This is a genomic window from Telmatobacter sp. DSM 110680, from assembly GCF_039994875.1.
GTDB lineage: Bacteria > Acidobacteriota > Terriglobia > Terriglobales > Acidobacteriaceae > Telmatobacter.
In genome coordinates this window covers 297,727-322,500 of record NZ_CP121196.1, presented here as the reverse complement: position 1 = coordinate 322,500, position 24,774 = coordinate 297,727, and the positions used below count along the sequence as shown (strand labels likewise).

The following is a 24,774-nucleotide window of genomic DNA, read 5'->3' as shown; positions in this document are numbered from 1 at the left end:
ACAGCATCGTCGTTGGCAGGGGGGATTAATGAAAATGACCTCACACGACGTCCTCCTCGTCATCGACGTGCAAAACGACTTCTGCCCTGGCGGCGCACTAGCCGTTGCCGACGGCGATGCCGTCATCGAACCCATCCATCGCGCCGCGCAACAATTCCAGCACATCATCCTCACCCAGGACTGGCACACCCCCGACCACAATTCCTTCGCCTCTGCGCATCCCGGCAAAGATCCCTTCGAGCAGATCGAACTCTCCTACGGCCCGCAAACTCTATGGCCCGATCACTGCATCCAGGGCACCCGCGGAGCCGACTTCCACCCCGCACTCCAGCTCACCCGCGCCGAGCTGATTCTTCGCAAAGGCTTCCGCCGCACCATCGACTCCTACTCCGCTTTTTTCGAGAATGACCGCACCACCGGAACCGGTCTCGCTGGCTACCTCCGCGAACGTGGACTTAACCGCGTCTTCCTCGCCGGCCTTGCCTACGACTACTGCGTTGGCTACTCGGCCCTCGATGCCCGCCGCCTTGGTTTACCCGCCATCATTCTTCGTGACGCCTGCCGCGCCATCGACCTCAACGGCTCCGTCGCAGAAATCGAGCGCGAATTCGCAACTGCCGGTGTTGAGCTGATGAACACCGTCGACCTCTCCGCCTGATCCCCCGCCGTAAAATCGCATCAGGCCTCCACCGACACATGTCCCGCAACTTCTACATCCTCGCCGCCGCACTAGCCTTCTTCGCCCTGCTCTCCGGCGGCATGACGCTGGTCCCGTCCGGCTTTCAGCCAGGCCTGCCAGCCAACGGCTCGCTGTGGCGAACGGTTGCATTGCTGATGATGCTCGCTGCGCTGGCTTGCGCGCTCATCGGCGTGATGAGCAACCTCTTTGAGCAGGTAGATCGTCGCAGCGAAGAACAGCGCCAGAGCGCCCGCCAAAAGCGCAAAGATGCCCGCCCTCCCAGCGAATAACGTTGAAGCCAAACGCCTTGGCAGCAGCCATGAGGCGTATTCCCGCCGAAACAACTAGAATCAAAGAAGGCAGGGACGCTTTCCCCGCAACAGGATCGGATCGCAGATGTATGAAGTCACCGTGGAGGCCGGTTTTTCCTCCGGACACTATCTTCGCAACTATCGCGGCAAGTGCGAAAACCCGCACGGGCACAACTACAAGGTGCGCGTCACGCTCCACGGCAAAGAACTTGATGAGGCTGGCCTGCTGCTCGACTTCAAACTGCTCAAGCAGGTCATGCGCCCCGTCGTCGACCGCATCGACCACCAGATGCTTAACGATCTCGAACCGTTTACCGAACTCAATCCTTCAGCCGAAAACATCGCCAAATATTTCTACGACCAGACCAACGAACAGCTAGCCGAGATGACCAAGGGCCGCGTCCGCGTAAAAGACTGCACCATCTGGGAGACCGACACCACAACGGCCACTTACTTCGAGTAAGGCTCGGCTGCGAAGTATCCGCGGTTGTCTTCGTTGTGCCGAGTTGACGGTTGTTTGCCCGGAACGCTTCATCGTTGTTGTGGACTTGGAGTGGTGTTCAGGATGTCCTCGTGGATCTTCCCATCGAGCGAAGTGATCACAAGCTGCTCATTTTTCCAAACCCCGTCCGTCTTTGTAGAAACAACTCGCAACCACCCGCTACCTCGATTGCCATCGACGGGAATGAGCAAATCTTTCTGATCCCAGCCCGCCTGCCCCTCAACAGGCCAGCCGATCTGTATTGAATCTCCGAATAGTCCCTTCGCCATTTCAGACTCGTGCAATTCACGGACCGCCTCTTGGCAAGTCGATGATCGACGCTCCTCGAAATCGAACACGATGAAAAATGGAAGGAACCAAGCGGGGAACGCCAACATCATCCAGATCATCGCCCGGCCCCAACCGATCGAGAGTATGCCAACTCTTCTCTTGATTGAAACGTTAAATCGGATGTATAGAATGCCTGCAATTATTCCGCCGATCAGCAGCCAGAGAATCTTTGTGACGGCCCGACTTTCATGGAGTGCAGGTACGGATGCAACACACAGGAGGTTTATGAACATCATGGCGATCAAAATCTTGCAGACGCGTTGTTCAGTCAACTGGAGGCTCCCTCGCATTCGCAAAGAAACGTATCAGTTGCGTTGGCATTTGCGCATCACCAGCGTCGTCTTTTTCTGCTCTGGGCGTGTGGTGGGCGACTCGGAAGTAACCCGACCTTGGGCATCGCGGGGACAAACGCAGATCCTTCACTGCGATCAGGATGGCGCGCAATAAGGAAAGGTGACCGCTAATTCCAAGCGCCTGTGCGGCCGACTTGATGGCGGTTTGTTGCCTTCAGCTTCGCTTCTTGCCGAGCTTCGCGCACACGCTTCTTCTAAAGCAGTCCGCCGCATGGTCATTCACCATCCCTGCCGCCTGCATCCACGCATACACAATCACCGGCCCCACAAACTTGAACCCCCACCGTTTCAGCTCTTTCGAAATGGTGACCGACAGCGCCGACTGCGCGGGCAACGGTCCTGAATTCTGAATAGGCTTCCCGCCAGCAAGTTCCCAGGCCCACGTCGAGAAATCAATTCCGGCATCCTTCATCTCAAGAAAGATGCGAGCTCCCTGGATCGTGGCCTCAATCTTCGCGCGTGCGCGGATAATGCCGGTGTTCTCCATCAAGCGCGCAATATCGGCTTCTTTGAATCTAGCCACTTTCGCCGGGTCGAACCCGCGGAAGGCTTTTCGGAACGCATCCCGTTTTCGCAGCACAATGATCCATGCCAAACCAGCCTGGAACCCCTCGAGCATCAAGAGTTCCCAAAGCGCGCGACTGTCGAACTCCGGCACGCCCCACTCCTCATCGTGGTAAGCGCGCAGCAGAGGATCGCTCTCGGCCCATTTACACCGATGTCTTTCTACCATTGCTCAAGATTAACTTGCAGAAGGCTGTTACTTCATATCTTTCGATTTTGATTTCAGATACGTATCGAAAGGAATCTCGAAGTAGAACAGCTCGTTTCCATCCGCGCCGCGCAGCTTGTGAAGATTCATCTTGGCGCCTTCCAGCGGATGATCGAGTTGCGAAACATCGTAAAACAGAAATCCCGCGCGTGTGGTGTGCGGTTCTACCACGAGCGCCTGGTATTCAAACTGGTCGAAGTCCTGCTCGATCTCCTTGTTGCTGGCCTTGGGCTTCATCTTGATCGAGGGCAGCGGGCCGGGCATCGGAATCTTCTTGCCCTCGCGCTCCGTCTTCGTCATCAGCCGCTCCACGTCTTCTGGGTCGGCAGCATTAATCCGGTCTCCCCCAGCGGTATAGAACAGGATGCGCGCATCCTTCAGCGAGATCGGTTTGTCGCCGGTGTTGGTGACGATGAGCCGCACCGGCATCACGCCGTGGCCGAGGTAATCGACCCGAAAGATCGACTCCTTTTCCTTGGTGTCGTACGGTTCCACTGCGATAGCAACGTGCTCTTTGTCGTGGACCTCGACGGCTGCAAACGTGGTGGCCGGCTGTACAGGCGGAGCGGAGTGGTTGCTGGCGAAAGCCGGAACCACCAACCCAATGACCAGAAGCGGCAACCCACGAACGACCTTCATCGTGCTCGACTTTAGCATTACTCTCCGGACACCAGCAAACCCCGCTCTAGACGCGGCTTTTAAGGGTATCAGCATGGTGTCCACTGGTGTCTATGATCACAAGATGTCGGACGCTCACCATGAGAGAAAGGTAAGCAGACCATGTTTGAGAAATCCGGCAGATTCTTCGCTGACTGGCGCGACCAGCGCGGACAGCGCAAACGCAAATCCTTCCACACCGAGCGCGCGGCCCTCACCTTCGAGGCCGAGCAGAAGGAGCTAGCCCACCCAAAAACGATGGCGAGAGGGAAACGGTCGCCCGCGTCCTACTCGCCCAGTTCAGCTCCTCACCGGGCGGCTCTCATCTCCTTCAAGCCTCGCGTCTCCTCATCGGAGCATGCGGATCGCTCCGCCCGTTCGAACTCCGCGCCTCTCACATCCAAGACCTCGACGGTCGCCTCTTTCAAAGCGGACTCGCGCGCAGCACAAAAGCCTCTCGCGCTGGTGCGCTCCGTCGCGTCCTCCGCTGGCTCTGGGAAAACCACAGCGCGCCAAAACTCGACGGCCACATCCGCCGCTACACCGGGGTCCGCCCGCGCAACAACACGGCCACCCGCGAAGAAATCGACCGCATCCTCACGGCAGCGCCGCCGCACCTGAAGATGTACACGCTGCTCTGCAGCGACCTCGCCATCCGTAGCGGAACCGCTGCCCTCATCGCGCCGCAACACTACAACCGCCAGGCGCGCACACTTCACTTCACCACCAAAGGCGGAGCGGCCCTCACGCTCCCGGTCACTGACCAGGTGCGCCGCATGATCGAGTCATGCGACCTCGAAAGCAGCAAGCCCTTCGTCGCGCAACTTTGGACCAGCCAAGGTCACGGACGCAAACCCGGCGACAACACCCGGTGGCCTCTCATTATGCGCCGCGCGTTCACTCGACTCCGCAAGCGCCTCAACTTCAATCGCCGCATCATCCCACACGATCTGCGCCGCACCTCCGCCGTCGCCATGCTCGAAGCCACCGGCGACCTCCGCGACGTGCAAGCGTTTCTCGGCCACCTGTCGTTGCACTCCACCGTGATCTATCTCGACCACGACCTCCGCCCCGTCAAGCGCCACACACTCGAACTCATCAAGCGCCCGCGCGTTGAAGAAAGTGAAGAGTACACCGCATGAGAAGCTGTCTCCTCCTCCGCCCCACAATTTACGCCGCAGCCGCCGACGCCCGGGGTCCCCAAGGACAGGTCCACGTCCGTGGGGTGGTCGACAATACCAACCGCATCGAGCGCGCCCTCTACGAGTGCAAAGACCGCTGGTCGACGGCCTACACCGTCGCGCAAAACAAAGGACTCAGCGCACAGCGGGCGCTGCGCATGGCCTCCGTTGCATACAAACTAGCGATGCCCCGCATGGATACAAAGCCTAGTATCCGGGCCGCAATCGCGTGCATTGCCCAAGGTATCCAGCTAGAAGTATTCGACGGTCGCGACGGCTCCCAACTCCTCTACGCCGCACAAGTTGCCCTAAGCACACTCACCGAAAGGAAGCGCAAAAAGTGAACACCCCCACCCCCACACCAGCCGACTACAGCCACCCCCACCGCGCCGGAGCGGCACAAGCACTAGCCGATGCCCAACGCAGAGTAGCCGCCGCCAGCAACCCGGCCCGCAACCGCATGGTCGCCATCCTTCACAACGCAGCGATGGACCTATGGGACGTAGCCACCGAAACCGACGCCGCGCAGATGTGGGAAGAAGCCCGCGCGATAGCGTCCAGGATCCTCGCCGCCTGCCCAACCCCCTAACCCACCTGGTGCGACTTCCCCCGCACACCGTTGCTCAAGTGGTAACTTCCGAATTGCCCACGATACGCCAGGAACTCCCAGGACGGAGCAGGTTCATCGTTTCCGGTGTCTAAACTAACAGTGGCATCCATGAATCGCTTCCGCTACGTCGTTCTTCTGTTCCTCGCGACGGCTTGGGCCATCGGCCAGCCTGCGCACACGACTCAACCGACTATCCCAGCTAACCGGCCTGAGGATGTGGTGAGTCGCCTCTATCACGAGGTGGTGGTCCGTGCGCCGTCCGGTCTGCTCAATGGCTCGGAAATGAGAATCTTCGCGCCATATCTCAGCAGATCACTGCGCCGAAAGATTGAGGTAACCAGTGCTTGTGAACGGGATTGGCTTCGGCAAAATCGAGGGCGGATGGTGAAGGCACCATTCTCCTGGTCGGAAGCCGGAATCTTCTCGGGGCCAAACGAGAGAACCTCACCCGGCGACTTTCGTATTGAGAGCACGCAAGCAGAAAAGACGGGAGCGTTTCGAGTAGTCGTGAGTTTCACGTACAGACCAATAGACGGTCCTGGCTCGTGGCGAGTTGTGGCTATTGTGGTGCGAGAAGATGGCCGGTTTGTCGTGGATGAAGTGATCTTTCCGAAGGGCGAAACGAAAGATGTGGACCGGACTCTGTCGCAGATTCTATCGCAAGGATGCGAAGGCTCTAGGTGGGTCGGGTAGGCGCGCACGCGCAGTTCCGGTCGGATAACCGCCAATCCGGAAGTTACTTTCCTGACACTATCGCATTAGGTTGTGGTATCACATTCCAGACACCACAACCTGTGGTATATTTCCCGCCGTGGAACCCCTCGCCGAAGTAGACCCCGCAGACCGCAAAAGCGCCCGAGCAGACACACCAGCTCCCGAGGCTGCCGCCTGGCTCGCCGATCCCGACAAGGACCGAGCCACCGGCCCAACGCCAAACATGCGGTACATCAACTGGCTCGCCGACCAGCCAGAATTCGCCGGCCCTCTACCCGGCGAGGCTTCCACACCCGAGGACACCAACGAATGAGCGGCATACCGTCCGACCAGGTACTAGCCATCCTGCGACTAAGACAGTGGGCCGTAGAACGCACCGCCCTCAAATGCGGACGCGCCACCCGCTACACCAACACCGGTTGGAGAGAGCGCCGCGAGACCGACGCCGACGCCCGCAACGTAAGAGTGATCGACTTTGAGCGCGCGCTCGCCACGCTGGACACCGCGCACCAATACGCCCTGGTGCTCACCTATCGCGACCGAGTAGGACACGCCGCCACCGCCGCCACCCTCGGCTGCAGCATCAGGACACTCCAATACATGCTCCCCGCCGCCCGCCGCCGACTAGCCGACGCCCTAGACCGCCGCGACCTGCTGTGACCGACTCCGCGTGCTAAGATTCTCAGCAATTCCACGCTAAGAGGACTAATGTGGTCGACGACGCATATTTGTGGCTAAAAGCACACCCACTAAGCGCCGAAGTAATCATCGGGCTTACTGTTGGGCTAATCCTTCTTTTGCTGACCCCAGTGCTCTCGCCGATGGTGAACACTTTTTGGAGATTCTGTGCGATCCCGCCTCAAAGACTAAACATCTGGATACTTAAAGCGCGACTTGCAGGCGCAGTATCGCAGCGCCGCACATTCCGTCGAGTTACTAGTGACTCCAAATACGTTATCTACATATGCTTCAAAGCGGGATTTTATGCAATCTTTTTCATTACGTTTTGCGTTGCCACCTTTTCTCTCTTGACGATGAAGGAGGTCCGTGATGCTTCGCACGTTCCGATCCGACTGGACTATCAACTTTCTCAATGGGTTGTTGGATTCACGATGGCCTTGGCGTTCGGAATTCTGTTCAGGATTACTTCTGACTTCGTGACGCTGACCCTTGCGGTGCAAGTCCCGCATCAGCACCTAGACAGCCTGACAGCCAAAATCACTAAGCTCAGAAGCCTAGTCGATCGTGCAAACGCGGTCGATCCAGGAGGCGATACAACCCACTTAGATAAAGAACCATAGATACACCAAACTCACCAGCCTATACGCGGTGCTCCTTCCACTCCGCTGCGCTCCGTTCCAGTCGGACTAGCCTCGGTCCCGGCCCGCGTTGCGCGCGCTGATGCTCCTCGTCGCGTTGCTCCTCCTCGCCGAATCGCGCGGGCCGTCCCTCGGCGGCGGTGGCCCCCCGGCGCTATGCCGCCGTCGCTGCGCTCCTCTGGCATACGGTTCGCTGTGCTCACTCCCGCCGCCCGGCCACCGCGCCGCTCACATCGCTCAGCTCGTTCGCGTCGTCGCATCGGGGAGCGCGCGAAAAGCAACCCCGCGCCCCCTCGCGCCCGCCGAGCACAAAGCCCGCGCCACCATAAAAAGCAAAAGCTATAAAGAACGGGCCCAGCCCGAAGCGCTCCAATCGTCGCACACGCATCAAGGCCAAGCGCAAGCGTCGGGCCCCCGCGAACAGGTCCACCGTTCGTGGGGTGATCATCGGTGTCCGAGCCTTGACGCGCGTGCGAGTCTCCAACAATTCCGGGAGCTGGGCCAGAAGCAACAGCAACAGCAAAAGCAAAAGGCCGCGCTCCGCGCGGCCCATCGCTTCAGTGGCAGGGAAGCCCTCGTTACTGCACAAGTCCATTTCGCTGGATGTAGTTCTCAATCTGCTCGTTCGGGATCGGCGAAAGCTCACGAGACTTAGCGCCATCAGGCCCAGCCTGTGTGGCCAGTATTCGCAGAAAATAGAAAAGGTTCTCACGCGAATTATTCTGCGCCTGGTTTGTTGTTGTATTGCTGCGGTCGCTCATCGTGCTCAGGTACCTCGTTCTGAAATCGATGGGTTGTTTCGTTACCTTAAGACATCCGCTTTTCTCAAACTGTCCAAAACAGCACACTAAAGTTCAAAAATCTGTGAACCCAAAAAAGGAGACGGTGTTCAGCGCAGTAATGTCCGCTAACGGGTAGACGTCGCTCCGAGCGCATCTCAAACTAGGTAGATCATGGACATGCAGAAGAAACCAAAGATCGTCACCGCAGAAAAAACCCGTGATGGGGTGCTCATCGAATTCGACGACGGTAGCGCAGCGCTTTACCCAGCGTCGCTCCTGGCTGAGGTGTTTCCCCAAGCGGTCAAATTAGTGGAACTAGATCCCAACGAGGAGAGTCAATCCTCTTTTGATTCGAAGCGCTCCGCGATCCACACACACACCGCGATCAGGAAGTAGGGCAGACCCGCAACGATCTCCACGCCCCTGTAAACAACCGATGCTAAGGCCCGGACAAAGCGCTGACTCATCGGGCCTCCACCTCAAAGCCCACTCTACCGGCCCCAGGTTACAGCTGTACGCAAAAAGCCCGCCGTTAAGCGGGCCCTTTACGTGGTGCATAGATTTCCAACACTTGCCGACCCATGCACTGCTTAAACCATATGCCTCCGCAGCGCGAACTCAATCCCACATCGGTAACTCAGGTAATGCGAATCAGGGACCGTCGCGCAATTCCCGCAGCAACTCCCACACCTACGTACTGTTCCAAATCACTCCACACGTGACAGCACGCACAACCCAATTGTGCTAACGTGTGAGTGTCCACCCCAAATGGACACAGCCGCATGAACAGCGGCGATTTCTAATTCGCAAGGTGTCCAAAATTCTCGCGGACACCAACATTCCCCAATCAAATCAGAGCCCTACCATAAAAGACTTGACTAGTGCTCGACTGTATCATTTGAGGGTTAGACCGCTACAACGAGAATTCCGTCACGCATGATTTTCATTTTCTACAACCTCGCGCTGCTGGCAGCCCTCGTGGCTGGGGCTCCGTGGTGGCTATGGAGAATGGCGACCACGCAGAAATATCGTGACGGTCTCGGCGAGCGGTTGGGACGAGTCCCAGCTCGGTTGCGGTCCACAAGTGCGGAAGGCAAGCCTGTCATTTGGCTTCACGCCGTTTCTGTGGGCGAGGTGCTGGCAGTCAGCCGACTGGTACAGGAAATCGAGTCCGCATTTCCAAGCCATCGCCTGCTGATATCCACCACCACTCGCACCGGCCAGGACTTGGCTCGCACCCGCTTCGGAGCCGACCGAGTCTTCTACTGCCCCCTCGATCTGCCGTGGGCAGTCCGCGCCTACCTTAACGCGCTCCAGCCGCAAATGCTGATCCTCGCCGAAACGGAATTCTGGCCGAACCTGCTCGATGGCTGCTTCCGTCGCAACATCCCTGTAGCAGTCGTCAATGCCCGCATCTCCGATCGCTCCTGGCCGCGTTACCAGATGCTGCAGCGCTTGTGGAAACCCATCCTCGGCAATCTCACAAGAATCCTCGCGCAAAGCAGCAATGATGCGGAGCGCCTTGTCGCGCTCGGCTGCCCACCGGAACTCGTCAGCGTGTCAGGAAATCTTAAGTTTGATGTCCGCGCGGTCCAGGAGGCAGAAGCTACTTCACAATTGAAAGCCTGCGCAGCGGGTGGTCTGCGATTCCTCGTTGCCGGAAGCACCCTCGAAGGCGAGGAAGCCGCCTTGCTCGAAGCGTGGCCGTCCCTGCTCGCCTCAGATCCCAATCTGGTCATGGTGCTGGCCCCTCGCCATCCTGAGCGTTTTGCATCCGTGGGCACACTGCTCAGTGCCGCTGAAGTCGCATGGGTTCGCCGCTCCGACTGGAAGAGCAAGCCCGCAAACTCAATTCCATCGCTGCAGCCCGGCCAAGTCGTCCTGCTCGACACCATCGGCGAGTTAGCCTCTATCTACTCGATTGCTGCGGTGGCATTCGTCGGTGGGAGCCTGGTCCCAGCCGGTGGCCACAATCCACTGGAGCCGGCCCAGTTCGGAGTTCCGATCGTCATAGGACCGAATTATGCGAATTTCCGCGCCATCACCGAAGATCTCCGCGTTGAAAACGCAATTCGAATCGCGCCCAAAGAAGAACTGGCAAAGGTCCTGATCGAGCTACTCATCAACCGAGACGACGCCGCGAACATGGGCCAGCGAGCCCGCCGTGTCTTCGAGCAACAGGCTGGCGCAACCGCCCGATCGATCGATGCGCTACGCGATATCCTGCATTTCTCGGACGAGCCGCGTTCAGAGCTTCACAAAGCCGGAAGAGCCGAGAGGCCGGCATGAAACGTCCTCTCCTTCTACCGCTCGTTCCTCTCTACGCCACCGGCCTCGCTCTCCGTGAACTCCGATTGAATCGCGGTTGGGAACAAACCCGATGGCTCTGGTATCCCGTCATCAGCATCGGCAATCTCTCCACCGGAGGCTCCGGCAAAACTCCTTTCGCCATCACGCTAGCCCGTTTACTTTCCGCGCGCGGCTTTCATGTCGATTTACTGTCTCGAGGTTACGGGCGCACAAGCCGGGAATCCTCTCTTGTCGATCCCGATGGAACGGCGGACGAATACGGGGATGAGCCTCTGTTGATTGCGCGTAAGTCCGGCGTGCCAGTCTATGTCGCGGCGGAGCGTTATGATGCCGGACGTCTGGCCGAGCAGCAATTCATTCAGCAAGGCGGCGAGTTGTCCGCAGATCAGGTTCCTTCCGTGTTCATCCTTGACGACGGTTTTCAACACAGGCAACTCGGTCGCGAAATTGACATCCTGCTCGTCGATCGCCAGGACTGGCAAGATCATCTTCTTCCCGCCGGCAACCTTCGCGAGCCTCGAAGCGCGGCAAATCGAGCGAAAGTTTTGGCGATACCTGCGAGCGACTCCGGATTCGACGCCGAACTTCGCTCATGGGGCTGGACTGGGCCTATCTGGCAACTTCACCGGCGCATGGAGATTCCACAGATCACCGGCCCCGTCGTCGCCTTCTGCGGCATCGCGCGGCCTGAGCAGTTTTTCGCGGGCCTCCGGTCAGCTGGACTTTCGCTTGCCGCCGAGATGGTCTTCGCCGACCACCATCGCTATGGAGCGAGCGATATTGAGAGCCTCATTGCATCGGCACGCAGGAAGGGAGCCATAGCTCTGATAACGACAGAAAAGGACGAGATTCGCCTGCGCAATCTCAAGTCGACATTCCCGGCTGGACTTCCACTCGAAGTCGCCCGTCTCAATGTTGAGATTGAAGACGAAGAAAATGCTGTCATGGCGCTTGAAGGATTGCTTTCAAGCACGCGTTTAGCCGAGGGCCATCGCAAAGCGTCACAGCGCTAGTCGCTGGATCACTCGTCCTTTTGAAGACGCGCCTGTGAGAAAATCAGAATTTGCAAACGCAGTCCAAGTTTCGCCTGCTCGTGGTCCGTCTCGGTGCCATGGGCGATATTCTCCATGCCCTTCCGGCCGTCACCGCTCTGCGCATGGCCCATCCCGGATGGGGCATTGAATGGGTGGTCGAGCCAACATGGCGGGCACTTCTCGCGGCTGAAGGAAGCACCGGTCGCGATACGGGTAAACATCAAGCCATGCAGCCGCTCGTAGATCGCCTGCACTTCGCAGCGTCCAAGCAGTGGCGCAAAAATCCTCTAGCGCCATCAACTCGAATCGAAATCAGTGCCCTTCGCCGCAATCTCAAAAGCCAGCATTACGACGCCGTTCTCGATCTGCAGGGCGCGCTGCGTTCGGCGGTGATCAGTCGCATGGCCGCGGGTCGCCGGTTCATCGGCGAATCAAGTCCCCGCGAACGCCTTGCACGATGGCTCTTTACAGAGCGCATCGAAACCCGCACGCCACACGTGATTGAACAGGACATTGAACTCGCGTCTGCCATTGCCGGAGATGACCTCATCCCCGTTCAGCCATGGCTGCCCGTTGATCCCGGCGCGGAAACATGGGCCGACGAACTCCTTTCCTCTGATGCTGCTTCTCACGTTGTCCTTATCAACCCCGGTGCCGGATGGGGCGCGAAACGCTGGCCGGTGGAGCGCTATGCCGACGTTGCCCGCGCGCTTCTCAATCGCGGTTATCGCGTTCTCGTCAACGCCGGGCCGGGTGAAGTGTTTCTCGCCGACACCATCTCCCAGAAGACCGGAGGCGGCGCCACTCCGCTGCTCTGCTCGATCGAACAACTCATCGCCATAACGCGCAGGGTAAGTCTGGCTATTGCCGGGGACACCGGACCACTCCACCTGGCCTGTGCGCTAGGCCGGCCTGTCGTCGGCATCTATGGCCCCACAGACCCGAGCCGCAACGGTCCCTACGGTACGCAATTCAAGGTGTTGCGCAGTCCAGAAAGCCGCCGCGATCATACCCGCCATGAAGCCCCGGAGGCAGGACTTCTCACCATCACGCCGGAAGATGTGCTCCAGGCTGCCGACGAACTGCTTTATTCTGAAGCGGCCCGATGACCCAGCAGGAACAAAGTCCGAAACTTGAAGGCGCGCAACTGAAAGGCGTCGAACGGTGGCAGAAGGTGGCTCGGCGCATTCGCGTTCCTCTCGGCTTCCTCACGGCGGCGCTGTATCTCTTCGAACTATGGCGCCGTGAGCCCCGTCCCGCCGCGATTGCGTGGAGTCTGCTTCTCGTCCTGCCGGGCCTCTGGCTTCGTGCCTATGCGTCCGGCTACGTCAAAAAGAATCGCGAACTCACCCAGACCGGACCCTACGCCTATACCCGCAACCCCCTTTACCTCGGTTCGATCCTCATCGCTGCCGGATTTGCCGTCGCCCTCCTCAGTTGGCCCGTCGCCGCCATGCTGACTGCCATGTTCCTGATCATTTATGTCCCGGTCATCGCCTCGGAGGAACGCTTCCTGCGCTCGACTTTCCCTGATTTTCCCGATTACTGCCGCCGGGTCCCGCGCCTCCTTCCTCGCCTTATCCCGGCACCTTCCGCTGCCACCCTGACCGAAGTTTCGTCCGGCAAGTTCTCTGCTGACCTCTATTTAAGGCATCGCGAGTACAATTCATTCATAGGAGCCGCCCTGCTATACCTCAGCCTGTTCTTCCTTCGGCCGCTGCTGGGTTTGTTCCTGAACGTGCCGCATTAAATTGCTCTGAACGGTAGACAGGGGTTAGCCGTTTTCACTGCCATTTCAGTCAAATCCTTAAAGGAGCAAACCTCAACGGTGAGAATGCGCGCGATCACTCAAACAATTTTTTGCGCTCTTGCCTTCGCTCCGCTTGCGTATACCCAGCAGCCCTCTCCCGCTCTGGCGTCTTTACCGCAACTTCCATCGCCGCGCGCTGGATACAGCTTTCCGCAGAATCAGACGCTCACTTACTCGGTTGACTGGCGCGTCTTTTCCGCCGGAACCGCAGTCATTCATTTTGAAGCCATCGGGGATCGCGAGAAACTCTCAGCCAATGCCGACACCGCCGGTGCCATCAACCTGCTCTTCCACGCTAGCGATCAGTTTCAGTCCACCTTCGACCGCGCCAAGGGCTGCACCTACGAGTTCGACAAGCAGACTGTGGAAGGACGTCGCAAGGTCAACTCCACGCTCAAAATGGACTATCCCCAATCCAAGTCGATTCTTGACGAAAAGAATCTTGTCACGGGCCAATCAAAGCACGTTGAATCGCCTATTCCCAGTTGCATGACCGATCTTCTAACAGGCGTCTTCTACGCCTCATCCCAGCCGATGGAAATTGGCCACGACTTCGTCATGCCCGTCGTAGACGCCATGCACAACGTGCCGGTCACGATGAAGATCGAAGGTCGCGAGGTCATCAAAACCACGCTGGGTACCTTCAAGACCATTCGCGTTCAACCCACAGCCGACGCCGGCGTGGTTAAGAACCGTGGAAATATCTGGATCTGGTACACCGACGACGACCGCCGTCTCCCCGTGCAGATGCGCGCCAAGCTCTTCTGGGGAACTATCACCTTCCGCCTAATCGGCAACGACAACAAGTGACAGTGATCGGCGGGCAGACGGTCGAACGGATTTAGGTTTGCCTCGTCAAGATTGCGGAAACCGCACTTCGATACAAAGGCTGGCCAACTGAGATCCTTGAGTCGTGGTGACTGGTCTGATCACTGTTCACTGTTCACTGTTCTCTGACCACTGTATTCACTGCATCCGATAGCGCTCCCGCATCAGCCGCTGTAATCGCGGCCAGTAGATCAGGTCAAACGCAAGTTCCTTATCCGGAAACATCGCCAGCGCGGCCTTGCGTGTGTCGGCCACCATCTCTGAAGCCTCATCCACCGTCAGCGATGAGTCCTGAGCGATAACCTGCGTCACCATGCTCATCATGATCTGCAGGCGCCGAATCTTGCGACTCTCTTCCTTTAGCTCCTCCGGGGACTGCGATGAAATCGGAGACTGTGCTGACTTCTGCACCTCAGCACTCGACGTGTCCGCCGATGCAGGAATGGAGTTTTCTTGCGGCTCTCTCTGATTTTCCGACGGGCCCATGCGGCAATTCCTCCTGCTTATTGGATGAAATTGTCGTGCTTTGAGTGCATCCTACCAGCGGATTCCCGCAATGATCCGTCTCCGCCATGTCGAGGACTCTAGTGAGCCACGACCCTCAGGCGGACCGATCCCGGATCTTCCTTCCAGCCAACAACTTTGTCGTTCTGAAAGAAAACCAGCGATTTGCCATAACCAAACTGGCTGTCGGAAAACAGCGTAGGAGTTCCCTGAACCGTGATGACATCGCTCATTGAAGAGCCGACGGCAAAAGTCGTAACGCCGGGAACAGGCGCCGCGCTCGGCCACAATTTCACCCGGATTGGGGAAGTCTGCGGATCGATCTTCCATCCCGCCACTTGTCCGTTTTTGAAATCAATCTCCGACCCCTTGTAGAACATTTTTTCTCCTGAGGATGAGGTCGGATTCCCGAGGATCGAAAGCACCTCGGTGGGAGTCAATCCCGATGTGACATACGGTTTTACCCCATTTGTAGCCTTCGCAGGACTGTGACTTCCTGAAAGACTTTCAGCCTTTGCGTCTGGTTTGCCGGCCGGTGCAGCCGCGGAAGGGTTCGGCTCGGGGGCCTGCTGCGCATTCGAGTCCTTGGATTCGGGCGCGTTGGACGAAAGGATTCCCTTGGCGCGGAGGTCCTGCGCAATTTCTGCTTTGAACTGGTCATAACCCCGCGAGGTGCTTGAATTCGTCGAGAGGAAGAGATCCAGCGTAAACAACACTAATCCAGACCCGGCAATTGCAGTAAGGGCAAACAGTACCTTGGCGAGAGTTTTCGGCTGGGACTGCTTATTCAAGCGCTTCATGATCCGCCGCACTTCTTCCGGCTCCTCTTCGTCGGAAGATTCCATCGGAATAAAAGTGGAAGCTGGCGCTTCTTCTAACTCCTCTGCAGGTTCCATCTTCTGGGCAGTTGGCTGAGGCCTCGTTGATTTCTCAACCCGAGGCGTTGCGGTCAAATAATCGTGCGCCGCGTTTATCTCCTTCAGCTTCTCTTCTGCCGCACCTTTCATCTTCGGGTCCGTCTGAAAACGGTCAGGATGCCAGACCTTGACGAGGGTCGTGTAGGTGCTTTCAATCTCCGCCGCCGACGCAGTCATGTCCAGGCCCAGCGTCTGCAACGCTCCGCACCGCGAACACATGGTGCCGATCGTGTCTATCGGATTGCCGCACATGCAGGTGCTCATTTGGGGGCGCTCCTATGCCCTGGCCGGATCGGGGAATGCGGCCATTATAGAGAAATTGCAGCGATCTTTGAGGATTGGCCCTACATCCGGCATTACCCCTGTTTGCTGAGCCCGATTACTTTGTGAACCCGTAGAATAGGATTGGATGTCTTTCACTGAACAGTATGACGTGGTTGTCGTGGGCGCCGGACACGCCGGCTGCGAAGCGGCCATGGCCGCAGCCCGCATGGGCCTGAAAACCGCGCTCATCACCATGAATATGGACCTGATTGCCCAGATGAGCTGCAATCCGGCCATCGGCGGCGTCGCTAAGGGCCACCTCGTTCGCGAAGTCGACGCTCTTGGCGGCATTATCGGCGAGGTAGCGGATGCCGTCGGCATTCAGTTCCGTCTCCTCAACACCTCCCGCGGACCCGCCGTCTGGAGTCCTCGCGCCCAGTGTGACAAGCAACTCTATCGCGTCAAAATGCGCGAAGTCCTCGAAGCTCAGCCCGGCCTCCACATCCGCCAGGCCGAGGTTGTTGACCTCGTTATCGAAGAGCAGGGAACAGGGAACAGGGAACAGGGAGTAGAAAACTCCGCGGGCGCCCCAGCGATGGGTGCCCCAGCTCTCGATTCTGAGACCTGGGAGTCGCAGACCGAAGTTCCCCGTCCAAGTCGCCCCCGACGCCGCGTCCTCGGTCTAAAGCTCCGCGACGGCCGCCGCCTTCTCGCGGGCGCCACCATCATCACGACCGGCACCTTCCTGAACGGCCTCATCCATTGCGGCGAAGAGCGCTACCCGGCAGGCCGCAGCGGCGAACCAGCCTCGGTTCTCCTTGGGGAAGCTCTCCGCGCTCTGGGACTTCGCACCTGCCGGCTCAAGACCGGAACGCCCCCGCGCCTCGATGGACGTACCATCCGCTGGGAGACTTTCGAAGAGCAGCCCGGCGACGCTGAACCCACGCCGTTCAGTTTCCGCACCAAGAAGATCGTTCAGCCGCAGATTAGCTGTCACATCGCCTTCACCACGTCGGAGACGTTGCGTCTCATCCGCGAAAACGTGCACCGCTCCGCCATGTATTCCGGCCAGATCGAAGGCATCGGTCCGCGCTATTGCCCTTCCATCGAAGACAAGATCGTCAAGTTCCCTGACAAGACACAGCACCAGTTCTTCCTCGAGCCGGAAGGCCTCAATACTCACGAGGTCTACGTCAACGGCATGTCCACATCGCTTCCCATGGAAGTGCAGTGGCAGATCGTGCGCTCCATCCCCGGCCTTGAAGAAGCTGAAATGCTGCGGCCGGGCTATGCCATCGAGTACGACTCCGTTGATGCCACCGAACTCGATCGCAGCCTGCGCGTCAAATCCATGGAAGGCCTCTACCTCGCCGGCCAGATCAACGGAACATCCGGCTACGAAGAAGCCGCATGTCAGGGCATCATGGCCGGCATCAATGCGGCCCTGTGGCTCAAGGGTGAGACGCCCTTCACCATGGATCGCAGTGAGGGCTACACCGGCATACTCATCGACGACTTAATCTCCAAGGGAACCAACGAGCCCTATCGCATGTTCACTTCGCGCGCGGAGTTCCGCCTGCACCTGCGCATCGATAATGCCGATCGCCGCCTGACTCCGTACGGACGCCGCCTCGGCCTCATCAACGACAAAGCTTGGGCAGAGTACGAACAAAAGCAAGCGCGCATGGCCGCGCTCGAAACCCTCCTTACGACGCGAAGGGTCGATACAGAAAAGCTCGCAGCCGTCGGGTTGGGCGAACTCACCTCCATTGCCGGCCAAACCTGGGCCCAGCTTCTAAAGCGTCCTGAAGTTGGCATCGCACCGGTTCTTGCTGCGCTTCGTGAGAGCCTCGCGGCCGATCCTCAGCTTGCCGCACTCGCCCATATCGCAGAAGACGCTGCTGTGCGCCGTGCCCAATTGCACAACGAGGCTCGCGCCGTCGAAACAGAGATCAAGTTCTCTGGCTACCTCGATCAGCAGCTCAAGGCAATTGCCAAACTGAAAGCCGCCGAAGGTGTCTCCATTCCCGACTGGATCGACTACAGCGTCATTAGCGGCCTCTCGCGCGAGATGCGCGAAACCCTCGAGCGCGTTCGTCCCATCACCATCGGTCAGGCGAGCCGCATTCCGGGTGTAACTCCGGCTGCGCTAAGTCTTGTCCATGTTTCCATTCGGGTGCAGGGAATTCAGCGCGAACAAGGCGGCAAACCGCAAGCAGCAAAAGTAGGCTGAACGTTTCTTAGCTCATGTAGATTGGGACATGCTCACGCAGCCTCGATTTGCTGTTACGCAGTCCCGCGCCCTGATTTCATTGCTTCTCGTAGCAGCCCTAACTGTCCACGCACAATCTCAAAAGCCCGTTCGCGCCCGCGATCTTGGCGTTCCCTTCGACGGCACGCCGGGACAATTCAACGCCATTACCGACGTTCCCGGCGTCGAAGTCGGCTCTACTACGCTCAACCGCGGCGAAGGGAAGCTCAAAGTTGGCGAAGGTCCGGTTCGCACCGGTGTCACCGTCGTCCTGCCGCGTGGACCGAAGAGCACCGATCCGGTATACGCAGGCTGGTTCAGTCTCAATGGCAACGGCGAAATGACCGGCACTACATGGGTTGAAGAATCCGGACTTTTGACTGGTCCCGTAGCCATCACGAATACGCATAGCGTTGGCGTCGTGCGTGATTCTGTCATCGCCTGGGCTCTGAGCAACCATCTGATGAAAGAAGACGAGTGGTCCCTTCCAGTGGTCGCCGAAACCTGGGATGGCTGGCTCAACGACATCAACGGTTTTCACGTGAAGAAGGACGATGTCTTCGCCGCCCTCGACTCCGCCAAATCCGGCACAGTCGCTGAAGGCAATACCGGCGGCGGCACCGGCATGGTCTGCTACGGATTCAAAGGCGGCACCGGTAGCGCTTCTCGCGTTCTATCAAAAGAACAAGGTGGCTACGCCGTCGGCGTTCTTGTCCAATGCAACTGCGGCCGACGTCCACAGCTAATGATTGCCGGCGTCCCCGTGGGAAAAGAAATTCCCGGTGACGAACCCTACGCGAACCTCACAGCGCCAAATCTGCCCGGGAGCGAAATGAAGGGCGACGTCGGCTCCATCATCATTGTGATCGCCACGGATGCGCCGCTCCTGCCCCATCAACTCAAACGCCTCGCACGCCGCGCATCGCTGGGCCTTGCACGCACCGGGTCCATCTCCGGCAACGGCTCCGGCGATATTTTCATCGCCTTCTCCACGGCCAACCCGCATGCCGATGACGAACCGGGACCGAACAATGTGAAGACCGTTTCCAATGAACGCATCAGTCCGCTCTTTGAAGCCACCGTCGAAGCAACGGAAGAAGCCATCGTCAACGCCATGGTCGGTGCAAAGACTATGACTGGCATCGATGGCCATACGGTAGTGGCCCTGCCCCATGACAAATTGCAGACGGTACTGAAGAAATATAACCGCTGAGAAGCGCGAGACTCGCTATTGAGAGTCTTTCTTGTCGCTCTTGCCGAAGATCGGAAAATGGAAAGGCAGTTCGGCGCTCGACTGCTTCTTCGACTTGCCGCCATCTTCACGCAGCATGGTGCGCTGCGAATTGATGCACAGCCAACCGTTGTGGGCGCGCTCAAACACCTGCGTAAACACACCCTTCTCGTCAACCTGCCCCGACGAAGCTCGATGATGAAGAACGTAGGTTCCGTTGGCCACGGCAGTGTCGCCCAGCATGCGAACCGCGATCACCTTCTGCTCCAGGTGCATCGTCCGATCTTCCGTCGTGATCACGTAAGCCACCTGCTGGTTGCGGGTAGTGATGTCCCCCGTTCCTGATACATCCAGAAACAGTGGCGAAAGCACCAGTTCCAAGCCGTACTGATCGCGCTTATTGACGGCGTCGTCCCACGAATCTTCAATCTTCTGGAATTGCTGAACTTCAGGAGAGGAGGTTGATGTAACCGGCGCCGAGGCGGTCATCGGGGAAGATCCAGGAGTCTGTCCGAACGCAGTGCAGGAGAGAAAAACTACAGCAAAACAAGCGGTAAAACGAGTCATACGCGTGCCAATACTCCCAGTCACCATGATATCCCTTGGACTTCGCCAGGAGCACCGATGGAAGCGGAGATGTCGATGTCGAGCCGTAATTAACAGAATAAGCTAATTCAGGTTCTGCAGCCGTTCCGGCTGGTGCAGCGTAATCACGGAGTCTTCAATGGAGATCGAGCCATCCTTGCGAAACTGACCCAGAGTGCGTGTCACGGTTTCACGAGTGGTGCACGCCATGGAGGCCATCTCTTCATGCGTGAGCAGCAGCGGAAAACGGAATCCTCCATCCACATGCTCGCCAATCTGATGCGCAAGTTCCAGAAGCAAGCGTCCCAGTCTTCCCGCGACCGTCTCTGCCAGTGCGATCCGGCATGCGTCCTGCAATGCAAACCGATACTCCTGGCATATACATTGGACCGCGCGCATCTGCGCCTCTTTATGATTGCGCAAAAATGCTAGAAACCGCTCCCGCTCCACAGGTCGCAGCTGAGCTGGCGTCAACGATTCAGCCGAAACCTCGTACACCCCGTGAGAAAGTGCTGCATACAGTCCCAGCATCGATCCCGGGCCTGCCACACGCACTATCATCTGACGATCCTGGGCGCGGCCAGCCGTTAATTTCAGGTAACCGCCACAGATCAGGTACAGGCATCGAGCGTCTTCGCCTTGGCTAAACAATGTTGCTTGCGATGGAAGGCTGATCGTGCTCGTAACGAGTTCCAGATCGGCCAGCACCGCGCTGCCCAGCGAGCAGAACCACCCGGGTCGACGATTGGCGCACGACGCGCATCCAACCGGCGACTGACGAGTCAAGCTCTTCTGCCGCCGCTGCGTGGTCTCTAGAATTCCGTACTCAGCCATCTTTTTGCTCTTACTTTTTAGTTCTCACCCAGTCTGCATGTGTCCAACCTTCGATGGATGTGATGGGGCTCACCTGTCAAAGGGCAATCAAGTCCTTCGCGGCCAACGCCATGGCCACCGCCTTCCGTCTTTTCTTGATCGGAAAGGTGGCGGCCATTTCTCGCCTTTATGGAGAAAGATGGAATGTGATGGCGTACCAAATCTCGATCTCAAAGTGCGCCAAAATAGTTGCGCCAAACTATGCCGTACGGATCCGAATCCCACAAGCTTACGACTGCGACAGTAAAACATGTAAATAGTTGATCCCATTATTCTTGACTCGCGAAAAACTTAGACTTCCGGAATATCGATACAAGACCTGTATCTGGTCGAATTACACATTCTCCAATTCCGCGGCCGCCTGTTGACTCGATGTGATGGAGGTCACCGTATGGACCCTCGCTGGCGCGGTACGATTGCGGCCATAAGGTGATGCTCCACACAGAACGCAATTCGCTCCTAGCTGTTCAAAACTGCTCAACTTCGAAGATGGGCAGTCGTAGACAATGGCGAAACCTGCGACAAGTGCTCACCAAGGTGGAATCCTTTTATGCATAAAGATCGGCCGAAAAAACGAACGTCGGGAAGCGAGCCTTCAGTAAAAATACCTCGACGGCGCGCGTCGTTCCTGCTTCTGTTCGCGGCAGTTACGTTCACGACCTGCGCAGTCGCTGCTCCCGCAAAGGACGCGAAACCCGCAAGCGCCAAAACTAGTCAGGTTGCACCTGCGCCGGGAGATTTCGTCGGCCAGGAAATCTGCGCTACCTGCCACGAAGAAGTCAGCAAAGGATTCAGTTCGAACCAGCACACCAAACTCGCAGAGATGCACGGCAAGACCGGCGTCACTTGCGAGGGTTGCCACGGCGCAGGCAAAGCGCACGTTGACGGCGGCGGTGACGTCACCAAGATCTTCAATCCCGCCAAGGCAACGGCGAAGGAAGTCGATGCAAGATGCCTGAGCTGCCACCAGGGTCAGCATGCGAACTTCGAACGCACGGCGCACGGCGAGAACAACGTGAGTTGCGTAAGCTGCCACAGCATTCATGGCGGCGAAGACAAAGAACAGCTTCTCAAGGTTGCTCAACCTAAACTCTGCTTCCAGTGCCACACCGATACCAAGCCCCAATTCAATATGCCTTTCCATCACAAGGTGGAAGAAGGCCTGATGAAGTGCACAGACTGCCACGATCCGCATGGCACATTCGAGAAGAAGAATCTTCGCGCATCGGCACAGATGGATGCAGTCTGCACCAAGTGTCACACTGAGACTGCCGGTCCCTTCGTCTACGAGCATGATGTCGTCAAGACCGAAGGTTGCACGGCCTGTCACTTCCCGCACGGTGGACCGAATCCGCGCCTGCTAAATCGCGCGTCAGTCAACACTATCTGTCTGCAGTGCCACTCAGCATCTCCGAATTTCACCACGGCACCAGCTCCGACAGGCCCGGCGCATAACCAGGCCACGCAATATCAGTCGTGCACCATCTGCCACACCGATATTCACGGCTCCAACACGCATCCACATTTCTTCAAGACCAACTTCTAGTAAGGGACGAACGATGACAAAACAGACCAAATTCGCACATAGTCTGGTTGGGTCTTCGGCCGGGATCAGTATCTCCCGGTTGTGCACCCTTACCATTGCGGCCATTCTGGCCATTAGTTCGGTCAATAGTTTCGCGCAACAGCCACAGGCCACCAATACGCCGCAGGCAAAGCCTGCAGTAGAGAAAAAGGCACCAGCCCCACCGGCTGAAAAGAAGGTGGGCAACTACACCATGCACTCCACGGTCGAACTGGGCGGGATCATTACCCAGAAAGACGGCAGCAGCGCGATGTGGTCGACCATGGTCAACGAGGGAACTGGTATGCGTATCCTTAACCAGTCTCTCGAACTCCATACTGTGAACCCCTCCAAGACTCCGCTCTTCGATACGCTCTCTACGTCCAGCTTCGGCTACGGCGGAGAGCCGAACGATGTGTCTTACCTCAAATTCTCGAAGGGCAGGCTCTACGATTTCTCCGGCGGCTTCCGGCGCGATCGTAATTACTTCGATTACAACCTGCTGGACAATTCGTTGCTCTCCACCGCAACTGCAGCAACTCCGGTACTGGTTCCTGAGCCTGATTCACTGCACATCTTCAATACAGTGCGACGCAACACCGACGCTCTGTTGACCCTGTTTCCAATCTCGCGCGTCAGCTTCCGTGCTGGATACAACCTCAATGTGCACGAAGGACCCACCTACAGCACTGTTCATTACGCCGGCGATGTGCAAGTCCTTGAAATGTTCCGCAACACCGGGTCCACCTATACAGGCGGCGTCGATGTAAAGCTGGCCAAGCGGACCACGCTGAGCTACGACCAGTTCTTCGGCTTCTATAAGGGCGATTCAGGATTCCAGCTGGCACCCACGCCATTCACGCTTTCCAATGGAACTCCGGTCTCGCTCGGCGTCGATGTTCTTACCGGACCTACCGTCACATGCGGTTCGGGAGCAAACAAAACCGAGAACGTCATCAACGGCGTCGCCAATCCTTACTGCTCTGGAACCATCGTAGCCTCGTCAACGTCTCCCATCCGCACCAGCTTCCCGACAGAGCAGCTGCGCTTCAGCTCGCACTACTGGGACAAAGTTTCATTCAACGGACGCTTGCTCTATAGTGGCGGCACGTATAACGTGAACAGTTTCAACCAGACCTTCAACGGCTGGAACACCCGCACCTCGATCCGCCAGGAAGTGGAGACCGGCGGACTTGCAAACGGACGGTTAGCCAGCAACAAGCGCGCCAACTCGGTCGGCGACTTCGGCTTCGTCGCTGATCTGGACAAATACTTCTCCGTCTCTGATTCTTTCGATTTCCGGAACCTGCGCACTGCCGGCTACTCGATCATGAATACGCAGGCATGGCTCGGAACCTCGACTACCTCGATGCTCACGCCAGTCAGTTCGCTTACCCCCTGCGTCCAGGGTGCAACCGGCTGCCCGGTCTCGCCTGCAACCAACGGGCTGTTCCTCGATCACAAGAATATCGGCAACACCATTCTCGGCGTCGTCACAGTCAATCCGGCATTCAAGTTTTCCGGCGGCTGGCGCTTCAACTCGCGCCACATTGTCGATGGCAATCTCGATGAGGGCGTAGCAGACACTCTCACCTGGCATCAGAATGGCCTGCTACTCGGAGCCGTGATCCAGCCGTCGCGGGCAGTCCGTGTCAACGTCAACTACGATTCGTTGAATTCAAAAGCAGCAGACTCCAACACTCCTTCGAATACCTACACGCGCGAGGCGCCGGATAAGGTGAATCACATTCGTGCACGGGCTAAGATTACCCCTGCCAAGTGGATCAACTTCGCCGTCACTGCCAATGATTTCCAAGGTAAAAACGACGATCCGCTGGTGAATCATCGCGAACACAACCATGACTTTAGCTTCGCCACGCAAGTTACTCCGGTCGAGACGTTGAGTTTTGACTTTAACTTCGCTCGTGACGACGTCTTCTCGCAGACGGATATCTGCTACGCATTCATACCCAACGTCAATGCACCGTTACCTGCCGGTGCGACAAACGCTGGAACCTGCACTGTGGCAAATAGCGGTGCAGGTGTCGGTGATCCTTCTTACTACTTAGGCAACGGCTACTATGATGCCCCCGTTACCTATTTCTCTGGAGCCGTCAGCTGGGCTCCTTCTAAGTATTTCCGCTATAACGGTGGCGCCCGCATTACGGATACAAATGGTACTGCCGCATTTCTTAACCCGCTGATGGTCCCCGGCGCATTGCAGTCCAAAGTTGTGTCGCCCTTCAGCGATTTGCAAATTAATATCGCGCCACAGTGGGCGTGGCACGGTAACTGGGTTCACCATGGGTACGACGAATCCGGCGGTCCTGGTCCGGCTCCGCGCAGCTTCCATGGTGATGTCGTCACTCTGGGTGTGAAGTATGCATTCTGAG

The 24,774-nt window shown here is 57.8% G+C and carries 30 protein-coding genes; 20 read left to right on the top strand and 10 right to left on the bottom strand.

Translation table 11 applies throughout. From position 1 onward, the window contains the following. Window positions 1-28 precede the first annotated feature (28 nt). The 3 genes from pncA (at window position 29) to queD (ending at window position 1,453) form a co-directional block, all read left to right on the top strand. Window positions 29-658 (top strand): bifunctional nicotinamidase/pyrazinamidase, encoded by a 630-nt coding sequence (gene pncA, locus P8935_RS01305; protein WP_348263207.1) that lies wholly within the window; start codon window positions 29-31, stop codon window positions 656-658. A 38-nt stretch (window positions 659-696) separates the two neighbouring features. After that, complete coding sequence (locus tag P8935_RS01300; RefSeq protein ID WP_348263206.1) at window positions 697-969, top strand: hypothetical protein; 273 nt, start codon at window positions 697-699, stop codon at window positions 967-969. Between the two features lie 106 nt (window positions 970-1,075). Next, entirely contained in the window at window positions 1,076-1,453 is a 378-nt protein-coding gene (queD, locus tag P8935_RS01295) for a 6-carboxytetrahydropterin synthase QueD (protein ID WP_348263205.1), read from the top strand. Window positions 1,454-1,521: 68 nt separating this feature from the next. Here queD and P8935_RS01290 read toward each other — a convergent pair whose 3' ends face one another. The 3 genes from P8935_RS01290 to P8935_RS01280 form a co-directional block, all read right to left on the bottom strand. After that, window positions 1,522-2,094: a cytochrome c oxidase assembly factor Coa1 family protein gene (locus tag P8935_RS01290; protein WP_348263204.1), complete on the bottom strand. Its 573-nt coding sequence runs from the start codon at window positions 2,092-2,094 to the stop codon at window positions 1,522-1,524. Between the two features lie 235 nt (window positions 2,095-2,329). After that, a complete protein-coding gene (locus tag P8935_RS01285; protein WP_348263203.1) occupies window positions 2,330-2,908 on the bottom strand; it encodes a DNA-3-methyladenine glycosylase I in 579 nt (192 codons plus the stop codon). Between the two features lie 27 nt (window positions 2,909-2,935). Continuing rightward, window positions 2,936-3,586 carry a hypothetical protein gene (locus P8935_RS01280; RefSeq protein ID WP_348263202.1) on the bottom strand — a complete coding sequence of 217 codons (651 nt, stop codon included), beginning with the start codon at window positions 3,584-3,586 and terminating at the stop codon, window positions 2,936-2,938. Between the two features lie 141 nt (window positions 3,587-3,727). Between P8935_RS01280 and P8935_RS01275 the strand changes: the two genes are divergently transcribed. From P8935_RS01275 to P8935_RS01250, 6 genes are all read left to right on the top strand, one after another. Then, window positions 3,728-4,225, top strand: a complete 498-nt coding sequence (locus tag P8935_RS01275; protein ID WP_348263201.1) for a hypothetical protein — start codon at window positions 3,728-3,730, stop codon at window positions 4,223-4,225. Window positions 4,226-4,227: 2 nt separating this feature from the next. Continuing rightward, complete coding sequence (locus tag P8935_RS01270) at window positions 4,228-4,746, top strand: tyrosine-type recombinase/integrase (protein WP_348263200.1); 519 nt, start codon at window positions 4,228-4,230, stop codon at window positions 4,744-4,746. Next, the gene (locus tag P8935_RS01265) at window positions 4,743-5,129 is read left to right on the top strand and encodes a hypothetical protein (RefSeq protein ID WP_348263199.1); all 387 of its coding nucleotides are present in this window, start codon (window positions 4,743-4,745) and stop codon (window positions 5,127-5,129) included. Before P8935_RS01270 ends, P8935_RS01265 begins: the two co-directional genes overlap by 4 nt. Continuing rightward, window positions 5,126-5,374, top strand: coding sequence for a hypothetical protein (locus P8935_RS01260; protein ID WP_348263198.1), 249 nt, complete (start codon window positions 5,126-5,128; stop codon window positions 5,372-5,374). The genes P8935_RS01265 and P8935_RS01260 overlap by 4 nt, the downstream gene beginning before the upstream one ends. Before the next feature lie 105 nt (window positions 5,375-5,479). Further along, complete coding sequence (locus tag P8935_RS01255; RefSeq protein WP_348263197.1) at window positions 5,480-6,088, top strand: hypothetical protein; 609 nt, start codon at window positions 5,480-5,482, stop codon at window positions 6,086-6,088. Between the two features lie 118 nt (window positions 6,089-6,206). Then, window positions 6,207-6,422 (top strand): hypothetical protein, encoded by a 216-nt coding sequence (locus P8935_RS01250; RefSeq protein ID WP_348263196.1) that lies wholly within the window; start codon window positions 6,207-6,209, stop codon window positions 6,420-6,422. A gap of 38 nt (window positions 6,423-6,460) precedes the next feature. On the opposite strand, the gene P8935_RS01245 is transcribed toward P8935_RS01250, so the two are convergent. Next, window positions 6,461-6,706 (bottom strand): hypothetical protein, encoded by a 246-nt coding sequence (locus P8935_RS01245; RefSeq protein WP_348263195.1) that lies wholly within the window; start codon window positions 6,704-6,706, stop codon window positions 6,461-6,463. A 113-nt stretch (window positions 6,707-6,819) separates the two neighbouring features. On the opposite strand from P8935_RS01245, the gene P8935_RS01240 reads away from it, so the two are divergent. Beyond that, complete coding sequence (locus P8935_RS01240) at window positions 6,820-7,410, top strand: hypothetical protein (RefSeq protein ID WP_348263194.1); 591 nt, start codon at window positions 6,820-6,822, stop codon at window positions 7,408-7,410. 217 nt (window positions 7,411-7,627) lie between these two features. On the opposite strand, the gene P8935_RS01235 is transcribed toward P8935_RS01240, so the two are convergent. Both P8935_RS01235 and P8935_RS01230 read right to left on the bottom strand, forming a co-directional pair. Next, on the bottom strand, window positions 7,628-8,023 hold the full coding sequence (locus P8935_RS01235) for a hypothetical protein (protein ID WP_348263193.1): 396 nt from the start codon (window positions 8,021-8,023) through the stop codon (window positions 7,628-7,630). Then, a complete protein-coding gene (locus tag P8935_RS01230) occupies window positions 8,007-8,189 on the bottom strand; it encodes a hypothetical protein (RefSeq protein ID WP_348263192.1) in 183 nt (60 codons plus the stop codon). The genes P8935_RS01235 and P8935_RS01230 overlap by 17 nt, the downstream gene beginning before the upstream one ends. Before the next feature lie 192 nt (window positions 8,190-8,381). Here P8935_RS01230 and P8935_RS01225 point away from each other — a divergent pair, with 192 nt between their 5' ends. The 6 genes from P8935_RS01225 (at window position 8,382) to P8935_RS01200 (ending at window position 14,174) form a co-directional block, all read left to right on the top strand. After that, window positions 8,382-8,606, top strand: a complete 225-nt coding sequence (locus P8935_RS01225) for a hypothetical protein (protein ID WP_348263191.1) — start codon at window positions 8,382-8,384, stop codon at window positions 8,604-8,606. A 540-nt stretch (window positions 8,607-9,146) separates the two neighbouring features. Next, entirely contained in the window at window positions 9,147-10,499 is a 1,353-nt protein-coding gene (locus P8935_RS01220) for a 3-deoxy-D-manno-octulosonic acid transferase (RefSeq protein WP_348263190.1), read from the top strand. Continuing rightward, window positions 10,496-11,533, top strand: coding sequence for a tetraacyldisaccharide 4'-kinase (lpxK, locus tag P8935_RS01215; protein WP_348263189.1), 1,038 nt, complete (start codon window positions 10,496-10,498; stop codon window positions 11,531-11,533). Before P8935_RS01220 ends, lpxK begins: the two co-directional genes overlap by 4 nt. 50 nt (window positions 11,534-11,583) lie before the next feature. Then, window positions 11,584-12,663 carry a glycosyltransferase family 9 protein gene (locus tag P8935_RS01210; RefSeq protein WP_348263188.1) on the top strand — a complete coding sequence of 360 codons (1,080 nt, stop codon included), beginning with the start codon at window positions 11,584-11,586 and terminating at the stop codon, window positions 12,661-12,663. Next, window positions 12,660-13,304: an isoprenylcysteine carboxylmethyltransferase family protein gene (locus tag P8935_RS01205; protein ID WP_348263187.1), complete on the top strand. Its 645-nt coding sequence runs from the start codon at window positions 12,660-12,662 to the stop codon at window positions 13,302-13,304. The genes P8935_RS01210 and P8935_RS01205 overlap by 4 nt, the downstream gene beginning before the upstream one ends. Window positions 13,305-13,388: 84 nt before the next feature. Beyond that, on the top strand, window positions 13,389-14,174 hold the full coding sequence (locus tag P8935_RS01200; RefSeq protein ID WP_348263186.1) for a DUF3108 domain-containing protein: 786 nt from the start codon (window positions 13,389-13,391) through the stop codon (window positions 14,172-14,174). A 156-nt stretch (window positions 14,175-14,330) separates the two neighbouring features. Here the strand turns inward: P8935_RS01200 and P8935_RS01195 are convergent, their stop codons facing one another. Together P8935_RS01195 and P8935_RS01190 are read right to left on the bottom strand one after the other, a co-directional pair. After that, window positions 14,331-14,678: a hypothetical protein gene (locus P8935_RS01195; RefSeq protein ID WP_348263185.1), complete on the bottom strand. Its 348-nt coding sequence runs from the start codon at window positions 14,676-14,678 to the stop codon at window positions 14,331-14,333. Window positions 14,679-14,776: 98 nt separating this feature from the next. Further along, window positions 14,777-15,877 (bottom strand): DnaJ domain-containing protein, encoded by a 1,101-nt coding sequence (locus P8935_RS01190; RefSeq protein ID WP_348263184.1) that lies wholly within the window; start codon window positions 15,875-15,877, stop codon window positions 14,777-14,779. A gap of 145 nt (window positions 15,878-16,022) precedes the next feature. Here P8935_RS01190 and mnmG point away from each other — a divergent pair, with 145 nt between their 5' ends. Continuing rightward, a complete protein-coding gene (gene mnmG / locus P8935_RS01185) occupies window positions 16,023-18,110 on the top strand; it encodes a tRNA uridine-5-carboxymethylaminomethyl(34) synthesis enzyme MnmG (protein WP_348263183.1) in 2,088 nt (695 codons plus the stop codon). A 28-nt stretch (window positions 18,111-18,138) separates the two neighbouring features. Beyond that, window positions 18,139-19,341 carry a P1 family peptidase gene (locus P8935_RS01180; protein ID WP_348263182.1) on the top strand — a complete coding sequence of 401 codons (1,203 nt, stop codon included), beginning with the start codon at window positions 18,139-18,141 and terminating at the stop codon, window positions 19,339-19,341. A 15-nt stretch (window positions 19,342-19,356) separates the two neighbouring features. Here the strand turns inward: P8935_RS01180 and P8935_RS01175 are convergent, their stop codons facing one another. Both P8935_RS01175 and P8935_RS01170 read right to left on the bottom strand, forming a co-directional pair. Next, on the bottom strand, window positions 19,357-19,926 hold the full coding sequence (locus tag P8935_RS01175) for a nuclear transport factor 2 family protein (RefSeq protein WP_348263181.1): 570 nt from the start codon (window positions 19,924-19,926) through the stop codon (window positions 19,357-19,359). A 102-nt stretch (window positions 19,927-20,028) separates the two neighbouring features. Continuing rightward, window positions 20,029-20,778, bottom strand: coding sequence for a Crp/Fnr family transcriptional regulator (locus tag P8935_RS01170; RefSeq protein WP_348263180.1), 750 nt, complete (start codon window positions 20,776-20,778; stop codon window positions 20,029-20,031). Window positions 20,779-21,367: 589 nt separating this feature from the next. Here P8935_RS01170 and P8935_RS01165 point away from each other — a divergent pair. Together P8935_RS01165 and P8935_RS01160 are read left to right on the top strand one after the other, a co-directional pair. Then, a complete protein-coding gene (locus P8935_RS01165; protein WP_348263179.1) occupies window positions 21,368-22,363 on the top strand; it encodes a DmsE family decaheme c-type cytochrome in 996 nt (331 codons plus the stop codon). Window positions 22,364-22,376: 13 nt separating this feature from the next. After that, window positions 22,377-24,773 carry a hypothetical protein gene (locus P8935_RS01160; RefSeq protein WP_348263178.1) on the top strand — a complete coding sequence of 799 codons (2,397 nt, stop codon included), beginning with the start codon at window positions 22,377-22,379 and terminating at the stop codon, window positions 24,771-24,773. The last annotated feature ends 1 nt before the right edge of the window (window position 24,774 follow it).